This is a genomic window from Marinifilum sp. D737, assembly GCF_026672275.1.
In the GTDB taxonomy this organism is placed as follows: domain Bacteria; phylum Bacteroidota; class Bacteroidia; order Bacteroidales; family Marinifilaceae; genus Marinifilum.
This window is the reverse complement of sequence record NZ_JANQCD010000022.1, coordinates 70,561-86,016: the sequence shown is the minus strand read 5'-3', so window position 1 is coordinate 86,016 and position 15,456 is coordinate 70,561. Positions and strand designations below refer to the sequence as shown.

Genomic DNA, 15,456 nt, shown 5'->3' with positions numbered 1-15,456 from the left:
AGGACAGATGTTCCATCATCGCAATGGGTAATTATTTGTGCTCCTGTTTCGAACAATAAGGAATCATGTGAATTAATTTCAACACTTCTAAATAAATTAACTTCAAATTGAGCTTGATCATTAATTATTCTACCATCCACAACAAGAATTCCAGCTGTTGAATCAATATTTGGAAAATACTTTTCAGTACACGAATTTATTAGGATCAAAAGTACAAAGATGATCTTTAATAGTTTAATTATGGTAGTAAGGTGCATGTTGTTAGGGCTTAGTGATTTAGCACATTTGTAAATATATGATAATAATTTTAAAGGTTTTAATTTTTACAAAAAATAAATCATAATCATAAAAGCTATTAAACCAATAAAATAAAGAATGTAAATATTTATTTGTTATAAAAACACTGTTAGAATGGGGAGAAGAAACAATTTCCTTAATTAAATGGCCTTTTAATTTATATCAATTCTATATTTAAATTAAGAATTTGATTAAATAAATATATTTAATAATGAGTTTGTTAGTAGTTTTTTAGCGGGGAAGTGAATTTAGCTGAATGTTTGGCTTAAGTTGTTTTACTGTTGGTTTTAGGCTTGATTTTTATATTTCCTTTACGGTTAATTCTACTTCACTTGAATCCAATATTTGAACAAAAGCACCTTTAGGAATTATTTCTCCAGATAGGGTTGTGGCTTTTTTACCTGTGCCAGCGATAATAACTTTTCCTTTTTTTTTATGCGGATTAATTTCTTCTATAACATAGGCTTCTCTTCCAATATAATCTGTATCGATAGAAAGATGTACTCCTTTTTTACTGATTAATTTTTGCTTGAGAAAGGGCTTAAGAATCAGTAGGGTGATTATAGAAAGGGTTAAGAATACTACCAGTTGAATTGATATGGGATAATTGGCGTAAGCCAATACACCAGCACTAAGTGATCCGATGCCAAAGCACAGAGAAGAAAATGTGGAAGTAACAATTTCAACGACAAATAAACCTATTGACAGTAGCATCCATAAATGCCATATTTCTAGTTCCATAGTGATATGTTTTTACACAGAATAGTAAAATTATGACAACTTTAAATATGATCCTAGTGCCAAAACTGTCAAGTTAGTAGAGTTGGCGTTAATGTGTTTAAAATCAACTAAATGAAGGTGTGTGGGCTTCTGTTTTATTAAGAATGATTCAAAATAGATTTAAATTTGAGCTAATTTTGTGTAGATTTACCTTTCGATGAAGTATAAAATTATGTGTTTACTTCGTGTAAGTAAGATTCGGTAGGGGAACTTATACTGATGGGATTAATATTGACAACTGTAACATTTGACAAATAATGACCGATAGAAAAAGGGATCATATAGAATTGGCTTTTCGTTCTCAAATTGAAAAAAGTTTTGTTGATGATAGGTTTTACTATGAGCCATTCATAAACACTCATCCGCAAAAGGAACTGAAACCGTTTACTTTTTTAGGAAAGGAAATTCGTACACCAATTTGGGTTTCGAGTATGACAGGAGGTACTAAACTTGCTGGAAAAATCAATTCGAATCTTGCAAAAGCTTGTGCAGAATTTGGTATGGGAATGGGATTAGGTTCTTGTAGGTTGTTATTGGAGGATGATAAATATCTTGCAGATTTTGATGTAAGACACATAATGGGATCCGAATTGCCATTATACGCTAATTTAGGCATTTGTCAAATTGAGGAGTTAATACAAAATAATGAATTACCTAAAATTTCTAATCTGGTTAAAAAGCTTCAGGCAGATGGAATAATCATTCATGTGAACCCAATGCAGGAATGGCTTCAACCCGAGGGTGATTTAATTTTAAGGTCACCGATAGAAACTATAAAAGATTTGTTGAAAGATGCTGAATATCCAGTGATTGTAAAGGAAGTTGGACAAGGATTCGGACCTGATAGCTTAAATCAACTTTTACAATTGCCCTTGCAAGCTCTTGAGTTTGCTGCCTTTGGAGGAACCAATTTCGCCAAGATTGAAATGATGAGAAATCCTGATAATCTGATACAACTGTATGACCCTTTGGCAAAAATTGGTCATACTGCTGATCAGATGTTGGAATGGACCAATGCCATTGTTGAAAGCAACAAGCATATAAAATGCAAAGAATTAATTATTTCAGGTGGGATACATGGTTTTATTGAAGGTTATTATCTGACACAGAAAAGTAAGCTACCGTCAATATATGGACAAGCGTCTGAATTGCTAAAATATGCGCAAGGTTCGTATTCTGATCTGCAAAATTATCTTCAAACCCAAGTTGAAGGTTTAAAAATTGCAAATGCATTTTTAAGACTAAAGTAATTGCATGGATGTATTTTTTTTAAACTGATTTGGCTTCGCTGAATAAAAAATGTAATTTAGGACCTGTAAGTATTTTATTATTTGCTGAATTTTCCTTTATTGCAGGAATTAAATATTAATTTATGAAGCGAAAATCGATAATATCAGGTTTTTCAAAACTTTCTCGAGAAGAAAAAGTTGCTGCTCTTACTGATAGCGCTGATAAGATTAAATCAAAACTAGATAGTTTTCGACTACAGAATAAGGAACAACAGGATCTGTTGGATGAGATAAGCGAAAATACACTTTCTAATTTTTATTTGCCTTTTGGTGTTGCACCAAACTTTCTAATTAATAAGAATTTGTATCATATTCCTATGGTTATCGAGGAGAGTTCTGTTATTGCAGCTGCTTCTCGATCTGCCAAGTTTTGGGCAAATCATGGAGGTTTTCATGCACGAGTTATTTCTGTGGTAAAATCCGGACAAGTGCATTTCTTATGGAAAGGGGAAAAAGTAAGATTGTTAGATTTATTACCTGAGTTGAAATATGAACTTTATCGGACAACCAAGGAGTTGACGCGAAATATGCGCCAGCGAGGTGGTGGTATCCAAAATATACGATTGGTAGATTTATCGCATGAGATGGAAAATTATTACCAATTGCATGTTGATTTTGATACTGTAGATTCCATGGGAGCAAACTTTATAAATTCTTGCCTGGAGCAGATGGCTCAAACCATGAAGAAGTTCTTTAAATATTATCAGGATCTAGATGATATTGAGCGTGAATGTGAAATTATCATGTCTATCTTATCCAATTACACTCCTGATTGTCTTGTTGAAAGTTGGGTGGAGTGTGATATACGCGAGCTTGATAATATTGAGCCAGGAATGAGTGGTAAAGAGTTTGCGGAGAAATTTTCAAAAGCTTCAAAAATTGCCGAAGTAGATGTTTTTAGAGCTGCAACGCACAATAAAGGAATATTTAATGGGATTGATGCCGTAGCATTAGCAACGGGGAATGATTTCCGAGCAATTGAAGCTAACGGTCATGTTTGGGCAGCTAAATCAGGTAAATACAAAAGCCTTACTCATGCTTCCGTATCAAATAATCGATTTAAATACAAACTAACCATACCTCTTTCTTTAGGAACGGTTGGTGGACTTACCAGTTTGCATCCTTTGGCTAAATTTGGTTTGGAATTACTTGGAAAACCTTCTGCAAAAGAATTAATGATGATTACAGCTACGGCTGGATTGGCGAATAATTTTGGCGCTTTAAGGTCCTTGGTTACCACTGGGATACAGTATGGCCATATGAAAATGCACTTATCGAATCTTTTAAATGCATTGAAAGCCGATTATGAGGAAAAGAAACAAGCTTTGGAATATTTTGCTCATAAAACTGTATCTTATAGCGAGGTAGAATCATTTATCAAATCAATTAGAACCAAGTTGCGATAGTTTGACTCCATTGAAAAAATATTATTCAAATGCTAAATTTCTAATTACCGGAGAGTATTTGGTACTGCATGGCGCTTTGTCGTTGGCTATACCTCTTCGATTTGGTCAATTGATGGAAATTTATGAATCGGATAGAATTCTATTGGATTGGATCGCATTGGATAGAGCTCAACCCTGGTTGCAATTCTCAATCTCTGAAAAGGATATTTTAATTGCTGAAAATAAGGGAACTTCTGAGAAGGATTTTGTATGTTTTATATTGAATCAGGCAAAAAAATTAAATCCCGATTTTTTGCCAAATCTATCATTAAAGGTTAAAACGGAAATCAATTTTGATAGAAATTGGGGGTTAGGAAGTAGTTCAAGTTTGATAAATAACATTGCTCAATGGGCAGATGTGAATCCTTATGAACTACATGCTTTGGTGTCAAATGGATCTGGATATGATATAGCTTGTGCAAATTATTGTTTGCCCATTTTATTTCGTAGAAATGAATCTCATCCCATGATATATCCGATAAGGTTTGAACCTGATTTTTCAGATCAGCTTTTCTTTGTATACTTGGGAAACAAGCAGAATAGCGAAGAAAGTGTAAAGAAATATTTGAATGGAAATCCAGTAACAAAAACGCAGGTTGAAAGCATATCACTGCTGAGTAAAAAGTTGTTACAAAGTGAAAATTCCATGGAATTTGATGCTTTAATTTCTGAACATGAAAGGTTTATTGCAGAAGTACTCCATATAGATCCTGTAAAGGCTAAAAATTTTCCTGATTTTGAAGGAAGTATTAAGTCATTAGGAGCATGGGGTGGAGACTTTATTTTGGTTCGATCAGATTTAGGAAAGCGAGAAGTGTACCGCTACTTTTATGAGAAAGGATTAACTACAATATTTGCTTGGGATGATATTATCTTGAGTTAACAATTGATAAGCGAATGAAGAAAGGAACTGTGGCTTGGGAGAGCCCTTCAAATATTGCATTGATAAAATATTGGGGAAAAATGGGCAGACAGTACCCTTGTAATCCATCCGTAAGCATGACTTTGAAGAATGCGGTAAGTAGAACTCAATTGTCATTTTCGGAAAGAAAAGAGAAGTGGATAAATTTTGAATTTGAAGGAAAAGAAAATCTTGATTTTGCCAAAAGGATTGAAACTCTTTTTGAAGGATTAAATGAGGAATTACCACTTTTAAGCCAGTACTCGTATTCTATCACATCAGAAAATACTTTTCCTCATTCTACAGGAATTGCCAGCTCTGCGTCGGCCATGAGTGCTCTTGCTTTGTGCATTTGTAGTATGGAAGAATTGATTACAGGAAAGAAATTGGAGCGGGATGAATTTTTGCAAAAAGCGAGTTTTCTTGCTCGTTTGGGATCGGGTAGTGCTTCACGATCGATTTATGAATCCTATGCAACATGGGGCAAGAGCAGTGCATTCTCGAAAGCCTCCAATGATTTTGCAACTCCTTTTGCAAAATACATTCATCCAATATTTAAAGATTACCAGGATTATATTTTATTGGTAAGTTCTAAAAAGAAAAAAGTTTCAAGTTCTGCAGGACATGGATTGATGAAGAATCATCCATTTGCTCAAGCCAGATATGATCAGGCCAATTCAAACTTTGAGCGAATGCTTGGCATTTTGCGTAGTGGCGATTTGGATGATTTTATAGAAGTTGTTGAAAATGAAGCATTAAGTTTGCATGGTTTAATGATGAATTCTACACCTTCATTTACCTTGATGAAACCTAATACTTTGGAAGCAATTGAATTAATTCGTGAATTCAGAAATGAAACCCAAATTCCTGTAGGGTTTACTTTGGATGCTGGTCCGAATATTCACTTGATGTTTCCTAAAAAAGACAGTGTAAAAGTTGATGCTTTTGTAAGTAAACAATTAAAGGAATTGCTTGAAGATGGGAGATATCTTAAGGATGAAACAGGCTTCGGTCCCAAACAAATAAATATTTCCGGTGGTGAATAAAGAGTGTGAATTGTTTCATGGGAAACTTCTTCTGTTTGGAGAATATTCGGTGTTGTTGGGTTCTATGGCGTTAAGCATACCTTTCAAAATGTTTAAGGCCAATTTTGCTTTCATGAGTTCAAATAAATCTGAAACAGAGAAAAAATCGAATTCAGAGCTAAAGAAGTATTTCAGATACCTTCTTTCCAATTCTGATGTTTTCGATTCTATTTTGAACTTATCGGATTTGGAAAATGATCTCAAGTCAGGTTTATTTTTTGATTCTTCAATTCCAATAAGTTATGGTGTGGGAAGTTCTGGTGCATTGTGTGCCGCAATCTACAAGCGGTATGGGAATATGAAGGAATGCAATGAAGCTAACTTAACAGATTTAAAGCAAAGTTTATCCATGCTTGAATCAGGATTTCATGGTAAAAGTTCTGGCTTAGATCCATTGATTTCATATGTGAATAAACCAATATTGGTTTCAGGAAATGACAAGCTTGAACTTGTGAATTTGCAGTTGGATAATTTTTTTGAAAATGCTGCGGTATTTTTAATTGATACCCAACAAAAAGGCGATACAGCTCCTTTGGTAAATAATTTTCTATTGAAATGTGAATCGATTGATTTTCGAAATAAAATTGTTGAACAACTGATACCAGTTACTCAACAATGTATCAATTCTTTTTGCAATAATGATATTGACAGTTTTTTTGAATCCATACAAAGCCTTTCATCATTTCAATATCAAAACTTTACAAATAAGATTCCACATGCTTATAGGACATTGTGGAAAACAGGCCTGGACTCTAATAAATTCTGGTTGAAATTATGTGGTTCAGGAGGTGGTGGTTACCTTCTTGGTTTTACAAGAAACATGAAGGAAACTGAAAAATTCTTATCGAAAATGGAATTCTCTTATCTCCGAATTACTTCTACTTCGATGGGGTAAGTATTGGAATACTATAGCTTACCTTGGTTCCTGATTTGTTTTGGTTAATACTTTTCAAATCTACAATTTCAAAATTCATCTTTTTTGATGATTTAAAATTGTAGATTTTCACTCTATCTAAAGCGATAGAAGTAGCCAATGATTTATGATTCGTTTGAGTGAATTGTTTCTTAGCTTCTTCTATTCCAATTCCATTGTCAATAATGTCAAATTTTATGGATTGGTGATCTTTTGTTTTGCTTACTTGCACAATTATGCATGCTTCAGGATTATTTCGAAGTTTTCCATGAATAAGAGCATTTTCGATAAATGGTTGTGCCAGCATTGGTGGAACCATTACTTCATCTTGATTCAGAGTAGCATCAATTTCAAAATGATAAGCAATGTCATTTTCGAACCTTAGTTTCTGCAGTCCGATATAATCTTCTAATGTTTGTATTTCTGTTCGCAGGGAGACGAATTCTTCCCTGGAGTTCTCTAAAATTCCACGGACCAAACTTGCTAATCTCGAAAGGTAATTGTTAGCATCATCATTCTTTTCGTCTAAAATAAAACTTTGAATTGCTGTTAAGGAGTTGAATAAAAAGTGTGGATTCATTTGTGTTAGTAATACTTTCTGACGCAGATCCATGATTTTATGATCTGCTCTCATACGGTTAATTCTAAGCGAAACCAAAACGGCAACAACACCAAGAAGCATGACCACTAATAAAACAATAATCCAAGCATTTTTTTGTCCCAATTCAAGATTTTGAATTTGTGTGCGTTGCTGCAATAGTTCAAATTCCTGCTTTTTCTTTTCACTTTCATAGGTAGCAGCTAATTCAGCAAATTTATTTTCAATGCTTATTGTATTTAAGGAGTCTTTTAACTGAACTCCCTTAGATTGATAATCATAAGCTTGTTTAAATTGCTTCTGATCTTTATACAACGATGATAACTGAAAAAGGATATCAGGTAATAGAAGATGATTTTCTAATCTTTTTGCGAGATCAAATGCCTCCAGTAAGTATTTTTCGCTTAAGGTATAATTCGTCAATTCGAAATAGGCAGAGCCAAGTTGTAACTTTACATTTACAAGCCCGGAAAAATTTTCAAGTTCAGTTCGAAGTTTTTCCGATTTCTGTAAATATACCAATGCGGAATCAAGCTGTTTATTGGACTGATACAAGTATCCAATATTGAAATACAACTTAGAATCAAGAAGTTTATTATTGATTTTAGCATTTTCATTTAGTGCCATTTCATAATATTCAAGCCCTTTCGAATATTCCTCCAGTTTTTCACAAATAGCACCTAAATTACAATAAGCTTTTGCAACTTCTAATGAATTACTATGCTTTTGAAAGTTTTTTAAAGCCAACATGTAGTAATCTTCTGCATATTCTAAGTTCTTGATTAATTGATGTAGATTACCTAAGTTATTGTAAACACTTCCTAAACCTTTGTCATATTTTACCTCTCTGTATATTTGCAGGTTTTCAAGATAAAATTCAAGTGCTTTATCGTATTGTCCTTGGCTTTTATATAAGAGCCCGATATTTCCAATAACCTTTCCAACATCTACTTTAGAGCCAAGAGCCTCGAATTGAGGGATAGCTTTATTGTAGTAATGAAAAGACGAGTCGATATTACCTGAATAAAAATAGTTTATGCCTTGACGTTTATAAGCTTTTGATAAGAATACAGGATCTTCTGTTTCTTCGGCTAATAAGATTGCTTCGTTACAAATTTCTATGCTTTTAGTTAACGAATTATTTCTTAATAGTGACGATGATGAATCGAGATAAGTTGTGATTCGTTCCTGCAAGTTTTTGCCATTTGTCCTATCATTTTTATTAAAAGAACAAAATGACGTATAGGATATTAATATAAATGCAACTGTTGATATTATTTTTAACATGATTCATTCAGCTTATTTGATTAAAGGAATAGAGTAGGTAACCTTAGTTCCATTTTCACCATGATTAATTAAATCAACGATTTCAAAATTCATCTTTTTCGAAGATCTAAAATTGTAAATTTTTACACGATCAAGAGCAATTGAAGTAGCCAATGATTTATGATTTTTTTGTTCTGATTGTTTTTTGGCTTCTTCTATCCCAATTCCGTTATCAATAATACTAAATCTTATTGATTCTTCATCTTCTGTCTTAGAGACTTTTACATTAATGCAAGCATCAGGATTATTTCTCAATTTTCCATGGATTAAAGCATTTTCGATAAAGGGTTGTGCTAGCATTGGAGGCACCATTACTTCATCTTGATCCAAGCTTGCATCAATTTCGAAATTATATGCAATATCATTTTCAAATCTCAGTTTTTGCAATCCTATATATTCTTCTAGTGTTCTTAATTCAGTTCGTAATGAGACAAATTCTTCTCTTGAATTTTCAAGAATTCTACGTACCAAACTCGCCAATCTTGAAAGGTACTTGTTGGCATCATCATTTTTTTCGTCTAAGATAAAACTTTGAATTGCAGTTAAAGAATTGAATAGAAAGTGCGGATTCATTTGAGATAGCAGGACTTTTTGACGTAAATTCATGATTTTGTGATCAGCACTTAAGCGATTAATTCTAAGCGAAACCAAAACTGCTACAACACCAAGAATCATTACAACTATCAGGACAATAATCCAGGCATTTTTCTGACCTAACTCAAGCTTTTGAATCTGGGTGCGCTGTTCGAGTAGTTCAAATTCTTTCTTTTTCTGTTCCGATTCAAACTTGGCTGTTATTTCTGCTAATTGTTCATCTCTAACTATTCCCTGTAGTGAATCTTTAAGGGAGTAATATTTTTTTAAATAGGAGATGACCATTTCCGGACGTTCCAATTTTTCAAGAAGGCTAGAATAGTGATAATATGCTACGCTTAAATCTTCAGATAATTTTTGTTCTTTGCAAAAAGTTTCTGCCTTTTTAAAGTAGGTTTCAGAATTTTTAAATTGACCCAATTTTTGAAGTACAATGGCTTTTTTTATATATAATTTCCCAATTCCCCAAATGTCATTAAGCTGTAGCCTAATATCTTCACATCTATTAAAATACTCTAAAGCCTTAAGCGGTTTGTCCATTTCTTGATAGCACTCTCCAATATTTAATTGAATAATTGCCTTATGCTGCAACATTCCATCCTCTTCATTCAATCTTAAAGCTTCAAGTTGATAGTTTAAGGATTCTTCAATGAAACCTTGTTCGAATTTAATAACACCAATATTTGTCAGAACTCTTGAATAACGTTCTATTGCGTCTGTTTTTGAATAAATATCCTTTGCTTTAAGATAAAATTTTAGAGCTTTGTTAAAATCTCCTAGTGTTTGATATACGCCTCCAATATTTGTAAAAGCACCTGCAATGCCTTTCGAGTAATTTAAAGTTTCATATATTTTCAGAGCTTTTAAATATTGTTGTAGTGCTTTATCATATTTATTTGTCCTGCGATATAATATCCCTTTGTTTGAAATCAATGTGGCTACATTTAAGTTGTCATTAATAGCTTCAAACTGTTCTTTTGCTTTATCGTAATGAATAAATGCAGAGTCAAATAATCCCTGATATAAAAATGTTGTTCCTTGTGATTTATGAGCAAAGCCTATAAGTTCTGCTTTGTCGGTAGATTTGGCTAATTTTATTGCTTTCCTTCCAATGTAGGCGCAGCTATCATATGAGGAGTTTCTTAAACTCTTAGCTTGATCAAGAAGTAGATTTACTTCCTTTTCAGTTTGAGGAATATCATTGAGAATAATTCTGGCCTGTAAATAGAATGATGATATAGTAAAAAGAAGTAGTAATGTTAAGCGTCTCATGTTTTTAGCGTTAATAGAAAATCACTGCAAAATATGAATATTCGATGAAAAACGGATAACTGCTTAGCAAAAAATAGATTTATGGTAATAAAAAAGCCTGATCAACGATCAGGCTTTTAATATTCATTGTAATATGGAATTAAAAATTGTATGTAATTCCAACACCTGGTAACCAGGCTTTGTATTTGTACTCTCCTTCAAAGCCTGAATTGCTGTCAATTCTATCAACTTTTTCTCCTTCATTGTAAAGAACCGTTGCATCAAGGCTTAGCTTATCGGTAAGTTTATACGAGAAACCCAATGATATACCTACTTTGTTTGCACCAGGAGTTTCTGGTGTATAATACTTGTCATTAGTTGGAGTTTGGTCGAAATATAAACCTGCATAAAGATCCAATTTCTCGTTTGCAGTATATCTTGTACCAAATCTCCAGGTCATGGAATTATCCCAATCTCTTGTACTTTCTGAATCAGTTAATACAGGAATTGTCATTGGTCCACCAGGAGTGTTAACCGTTGTCGTTGTGTTTGTTTCGAAATCGAAATCCAATGATTTATACTCACTCCACTTGATGAAATTCACATCTGCAGAAACCAACCATTTATCGTTAATTTGATAAGCAAAACCCAAGTTAAAGCTTGCAGGTAGTGGCAAAGAAGCTGCAACACCACCATCAGGGAATAACGGAGAAACTGGATCGATCACAGTGAAATCTGCTGTAGCATCCGAATACGAAAGATCTACATCAACTTGTGATCTGTAAGAGATACCGATGTTTAATTTATCGTTGGGCTGGATAAAAACACCAAGGTTATAACCATACTGAATGTTGTTACCAGAAATTTCTACAGAACCATCTACTGGTGTTGGAGATCCCACAAGTGGACCTACATTTACTGCTCTGTTTAACTCAACATCACCATAAACAATATTTAAACCGGCACCAACGCTTAACCAATCGTTAATTTTATAAGAAACTGTTGGTTGGATGTAAATGCCCTTCATACTAATGTCTTGAATTAAATATCTTCCAGACCATGTTTCTCCCCAATCCATAGTATTTCCAAATGGAGTATATACCCCAAGACCAACAGCAAACTTATCGCTTACTTTCATTGATCCATAAAAATAGAAGGGTGTATTTGTTGGGTTATCAGTTGATTCTGTACCATTTAATCCTGTGTACTCTGCCTTTGTTAGTGTTCCAAATCCACCTAAAGAGAAACTGTATTTGCTATCTAAAGTTGCAAGTGCACCTGGGTTCCATTGCATACTACTTGCATCAAAGTTTAATGCAGTACCAACATGTCCCATACCAGTTTGTTTGACACCTTGAAGATTCACTGCAAAACCTTCCGCTTTTACGTTGTATGCCATTGCAATAATGGCTATGGCTAAACAAATTCTTTTAATCATAAGTTGATGTTTTAAAATTTCGGTCTGAATATAAATTAAAAACTTTGTCTTGCAAGAGTAAAACAATTAAGATCAGAACGTTATCATGTGTAAATGTCAGAGAATCAAAATCATGCAAATATTTAGATCTGTCGATAAGAAAAAGGAGTGAGTAATTTTGAATGGTCTTTTATTAAATTTTAATACTTTTATCCTGAATAAGATACCTTTATTCAATTATATGACTAGAAACTTGAATAAAAATACAACTGGAAATTATACCTATCAGAGCTTTAAAGAAGGTTACCGAAGTGTAACTCCTTCCTTAATTAATCGTTCCTTTGAATGGAAAGATAAGCAGATTAATATTCTGTTAGAGAGAGCGATGTTGGAATTGGGAGAACTGAATGCATTCTCTAAGTTTTTTCCGAACATAAATCGATATATTCCTTTATTTGTAGCACAAGAGGCGGTAGCTTCCAATATGATTGAAGGGAGTAAATGTAGCTTGCCACAAGCTTTTGTACCAGAAAACTCTAAAAGTTTCAAACGCATTTATGAGCAGAAAGAAATTACCAATCATATCGAGGCGATAAAATGGGGTGTGAAGGAATTGAAACGTTTTCCTCTATCGGTTAGATTAATTAAAGAAGCTCATAGAATACTATGTTCCGATTTACCTCAACTGGAAGATTTTGGTGGGAAAATTCGTCCTTTTGTAAATTCGAAAGACAACAAGTTCGATGTTGGATTTAAATATTCTCCACCCAATAAGCATGAACTAAAAATTTTGATAAACGATGCAAAAAAGTTTTGGCGTAACGACAGTTTAGAGCTTCCATTGTTAATCAAAATGGCAATTTCCTTATATCAATTCGAAAATATTCTCCCATTTCTCGATGGTAATGGAAGAACTGCGCGAACCCTAATTCTTTTTGAAATGATGGAGTTAAGCTTTGTGCACAAGCCCGTTTTTTGCTTGTCGGTGTTTTTTGAGCGCAATAGGTTGGAATATTATCATCGATTAAATTTAATTCGATCGAAAAATGATATAGAACAATGGATTCGTTTTTTCTTAACTGGAATTAAAGAATCGGCTCGATATAGTAAGGAGATATTGGGCAATATCAACGCAATGGTTGAAAGAAATGAGAAGTTGATTGAGGAGCATATGGGAAAGAAGAGGCATCAATCTGCCAAGCAATTGATTACAGAATTCTATTCCAAACCATTTTTATCGGTAAATGATATTAAAGAGAAATTGGGATTAAGCTTTCAATCAGCCAACTTGCTCATAAAAGAATTAGAGAAGCTTGGATTGGTAAAAGAGTTGGTTGGTGCACGAAGGAATAGGCTTTTTTATTTGTGGGAATATTTACAATTATTTGAATTATAAAAAAAGCCGATTCAGTTGAGAATCGGCTTTGTAATATCTATAGGGGATTAACCCAATACTTCTTTCATTTTCTTGCCAATTTCAGCAGGAGATTTTACTACGTGAATTCCTGCAGCAGCAAGAGCTTTCATTTTTTCTTCGGCAGTACCTTTCCCGCCCGCAATAATTGCTCCAGCATGTCCCATTCTCTTACCTGGAGGAGCAGTTTGTCCAGCAATAAAGGCAACAACTGGTTTGTCAACATTCTCTGCAATGTAAGCTGCAGCTGTTTCTTCATCAGAACCACCAATTTCACCAATTAAAACAATGGCTTCTGTTTTAGGATCTTCGTTTAGCAATTTAACTGCATCGATATGCTTGGTTCCAATAATTGGATCACCACCAATACCTATTGCTGTTGATTGTCCAAATCCTGCTTCGCCCAATTGGTGCACAGCTTCGTAGGTTAATGTACCCGAACGAGAAACAATACCAATGGTACCAGGTTTATGAATAAATCCAGGCATGATACCGATTTTTGCTTCGCCAGGAGTAATTACACCAGGACAGTTAGGACCTACCAAAGTTGTTTTTGGATATTTTTTAAGGAACTCATGAACTTTAAGCATATCAAATGTAGGAATTCCTTCAGTAATACAAATTACCAACTCAACACCAGCTTCAGCCGCTTCCATAATTGCATCGCCTGCAAATGGAGGTGGAACGAAAATAACAGAGGCATTGGCTCCGGTTTTTTCAACAGCACCTTTCATGGTGTTGTAAATCGGAATTTTATCCATAAATAACTGTCCTCCTTTGCCAGGAGTAACACCTGCAACTACATTAGTTCCATATTCAATCATTTGTTGGGTGTGGAACGCACCTTCGGAACCAGTGATTCCCTGAACCACTAGTTTTGTATTTTTATCTACTAATACACTCATTATGCTTCAATTGTTTTAAGAGTTCCTACTACTTTTTCAGCTGCATCTTTTAATTCTGTAGCTGCAATAATATTCATTCCTGATTCCTCCAAAAGTTTTTTACCTTCTTCGGCATTGGTTCCTTGTAAGCGAACCACAATTGGTACTTTGGTGTCAATATTATTTATGGCTTCAATAACACCTTTGGCAACACGATCGCAACGAACAATTCCACCAAATATATTAATAAGCACTGCTTTAACATTTTTATCCGAAAGAATGATTCTAAAACCTTTCTCTACAGTTTCTGCAGATGCGCCACCACCAACATCAAGGAAATTGGCAGGTTCTCCACCTGTAAGTTTAATGATGTCCATGGTTCCCATTGCCAATCCAGCACCGTTTACCATACAACCAATATTACCTTCTAGTTTAATATAGTTCAAACCAGATCTTCCAGCTTCGATTTCTAGAGGTTCTTCTTCGTCCAAATCACGAAGTGCAACAATGTCTTTGTGACGATATAATGCATTTTCATCGAAATTTGCTTTGGCATCAAGTGCAATTACAGCCCCTTCCTTGGTTACAACCAATGGATTGATCTCAAAAATAGATGCATCGGTTCCCATATAGGCTTTGTAAAGGGCCATTAAAAACTTTACACCATTTTTAAAGGCATCACCGGTTAAATTTAGTGCAAATGCCATTTGTCTGGCTTGAAATGGCTGAAGACCAACAGCAGTATCAACTACTACTTTTACAATTTTCTCAGGGGTTTCTTCGGCTACTTTTTCAATTTCCATTCCACCTTCTGTTGATACCATAAAAGTAACAGCTGAAGTAGCGCGGTCCATAACGATACCTGCGTACAATTCGCGATCGATATTTGAAGCAGCTTCAATTAAAACTTTTTTTACCAGTTTTCCTTCCGGACCAGTTTGGTGAGTGACAAGAGTCATTCCTAAAATGTCGTTCGCATAGCGAGTAACATCCTGTGCGGTTGGAGCAAATTTAACTCCACCACCTTTTCCTCTACCACCGGCGTGAATTTGAGCTTTAACAACTACCGGCAAGCCAATTTCGGCTGCGGCCTCTTCAGCTTCCTTTACCGAGAATGCGATTTTGCTTTCCGGAACAGGAACACCAAACGAGCGTAAGATTTCTTTTGCTTGATATTCGTGAATCTTCATTCTATAAAATTTTTTGTTAGGCTTGGAATGACCTGCAAAAGTTCTGCTGGTATTGTTTTGCTTGATTTTGAA

The 15,456-nt window shown here is 34.3% G+C and carries 13 protein-coding genes; 6 read left to right on the top strand and 7 right to left on the bottom strand.

Features of this window, described 5'->3' with window-relative positions; genetic code table 11:
- Positions 1-257: hypothetical protein (locus NQ163_RS13730; protein WP_268190876.1), on the bottom strand; the 257-nt coding region annotated here is incomplete at its 3' end.
- A 340-nt stretch (positions 258-597) separates the two neighbouring features.
- Complete coding sequence (locus NQ163_RS13725; RefSeq protein ID WP_268190875.1) at positions 598-1,038, bottom strand: NfeD family protein; 441 nt, start codon at positions 1,036-1,038, stop codon at positions 598-600.
- 296 nt (positions 1,039-1,334) lie between these two features.
- On the opposite strand from NQ163_RS13725, the gene NQ163_RS13720 reads away from it, so the two are divergent.
- From NQ163_RS13720 to NQ163_RS13700, 5 genes are all read left to right on the top strand, one after another.
- Positions 1,335-2,327: an isopentenyl-diphosphate delta-isomerase gene (locus tag NQ163_RS13720; RefSeq protein ID WP_268190874.1), complete on the top strand. Its 993-nt coding sequence runs from the start codon at positions 1,335-1,337 to the stop codon at positions 2,325-2,327.
- 122 nt (positions 2,328-2,449) lie between these two features.
- Positions 2,450-3,772: a hydroxymethylglutaryl-CoA reductase, degradative gene (locus tag NQ163_RS13715; protein WP_268190873.1), complete on the top strand. Its 1,323-nt coding sequence runs from the start codon at positions 2,450-2,452 to the stop codon at positions 3,770-3,772.
- A 10-nt stretch (positions 3,773-3,782) separates the two neighbouring features.
- Positions 3,783-4,694, top strand: a complete 912-nt coding sequence (locus NQ163_RS13710; RefSeq protein WP_268190871.1) for a GYDIA family GHMP kinase — start codon at positions 3,783-3,785, stop codon at positions 4,692-4,694.
- 14 nt (positions 4,695-4,708) lie between these two features.
- Positions 4,709-5,758 (top strand): diphosphomevalonate/mevalonate 3,5-bisphosphate decarboxylase family protein, encoded by a 1,050-nt coding sequence (locus NQ163_RS13705; RefSeq protein ID WP_268190870.1) that lies wholly within the window; start codon positions 4,709-4,711, stop codon positions 5,756-5,758.
- Entirely contained in the window at positions 5,751-6,692 is a 942-nt protein-coding gene (locus tag NQ163_RS13700) for a mevalonate kinase family protein (protein ID WP_268190869.1), read from the top strand. The genes NQ163_RS13705 and NQ163_RS13700 overlap by 8 nt, the downstream gene beginning before the upstream one ends.
- Here the strand turns inward: NQ163_RS13700 and NQ163_RS13695 are convergent.
- The 3 genes from NQ163_RS13695 to NQ163_RS13685 all read right to left on the bottom strand — a co-directional run bounded on the left by NQ163_RS13695 (position 6,676) and on the right by NQ163_RS13685 (position 11,917).
- Complete coding sequence (locus NQ163_RS13695; RefSeq protein WP_268190868.1) at positions 6,676-8,595, bottom strand: tetratricopeptide repeat-containing sensor histidine kinase; 1,920 nt, start codon at positions 8,593-8,595, stop codon at positions 6,676-6,678. The genes NQ163_RS13700 and NQ163_RS13695 overlap by 17 nt on opposite strands.
- A gap of 12 nt (positions 8,596-8,607) precedes the next feature.
- Positions 8,608-10,500, bottom strand: coding sequence for a tetratricopeptide repeat-containing sensor histidine kinase (locus tag NQ163_RS13690; RefSeq protein ID WP_268190867.1), 1,893 nt, complete (start codon positions 10,498-10,500; stop codon positions 8,608-8,610).
- A gap of 139 nt (positions 10,501-10,639) precedes the next feature.
- Complete coding sequence (locus NQ163_RS13685) at positions 10,640-11,917, bottom strand: OmpP1/FadL family transporter (RefSeq protein WP_268190866.1); 1,278 nt, start codon at positions 11,915-11,917, stop codon at positions 10,640-10,642.
- 220 nt (positions 11,918-12,137) lie between these two features.
- Here NQ163_RS13685 and NQ163_RS13680 point away from each other — a divergent pair, with 220 nt between their 5' ends.
- The gene (locus NQ163_RS13680; RefSeq protein WP_268190865.1) at positions 12,138-13,292 is read left to right on the top strand and encodes a Fic family protein; all 1,155 of its coding nucleotides are present in this window, start codon (positions 12,138-12,140) and stop codon (positions 13,290-13,292) included.
- Positions 13,293-13,339: 47 nt separating this feature from the next.
- Here NQ163_RS13680 and sucD read toward each other — a convergent pair whose 3' ends face one another.
- Positions 13,340-14,215: a succinate--CoA ligase subunit alpha gene (gene sucD, locus NQ163_RS13675; RefSeq protein WP_120240911.1), complete on the bottom strand. Its 876-nt coding sequence runs from the start codon at positions 14,213-14,215 to the stop codon at positions 13,340-13,342.
- Complete coding sequence (gene sucC, locus NQ163_RS13670) at positions 14,215-15,384, bottom strand: ADP-forming succinate--CoA ligase subunit beta (protein ID WP_120240910.1); 1,170 nt, start codon at positions 15,382-15,384, stop codon at positions 14,215-14,217. The genes sucD and sucC overlap by 1 nt, the downstream gene beginning before the upstream one ends.
- Between the last annotated feature and the right edge of the window lie 72 nt (positions 15,385-15,456).

Coding starts and splice junctions, on each gene's coding strand:
- NQ163_RS13685 (WP_268190866.1), bottom strand. CDS start 11,917: ATGATTAAAAGAATTTGTTTAGCCATAGCCATTATTGCAATGGCATAC.
- sucC (WP_120240910.1), bottom strand. CDS start 15,384: ATGAAGATTCACGAATATCAAGCAAAAGAAATCTTACGCTCGTTTGGT.
- NQ163_RS13715 (WP_268190873.1), top strand. CDS start 2,450: ATGAAGCGAAAATCGATAATATCAGGTTTTTCAAAACTTTCTCGAGAA.
- NQ163_RS13690 (WP_268190867.1), bottom strand. CDS start 10,500: ATGAGACGCTTAACATTACTACTTCTTTTTACTATATCATCATTCTAT.
- sucD (WP_120240911.1), bottom strand. CDS start 14,215: ATGAGTGTATTAGTAGATAAAAATACAAAACTAGTGGTTCAGGGAATC.
- NQ163_RS13720 (WP_268190874.1), top strand. CDS start 1,335: ATGACCGATAGAAAAAGGGATCATATAGAATTGGCTTTTCGTTCTCAA.
- NQ163_RS13680 (WP_268190865.1), top strand. CDS start 12,138: ATGACTAGAAACTTGAATAAAAATACAACTGGAAATTATACCTATCAG.
- NQ163_RS13695 (WP_268190868.1), bottom strand. CDS start 8,595: ATGTTAAAAATAATATCAACAGTTGCATTTATATTAATATCCTATACG.
- NQ163_RS13725 (WP_268190875.1), bottom strand. CDS start 1,038: ATGGAACTAGAAATATGGCATTTATGGATGCTACTGTCAATAGGTTTA.
- NQ163_RS13705 (WP_268190870.1), top strand. CDS start 4,709: ATGAAGAAAGGAACTGTGGCTTGGGAGAGCCCTTCAAATATTGCATTG.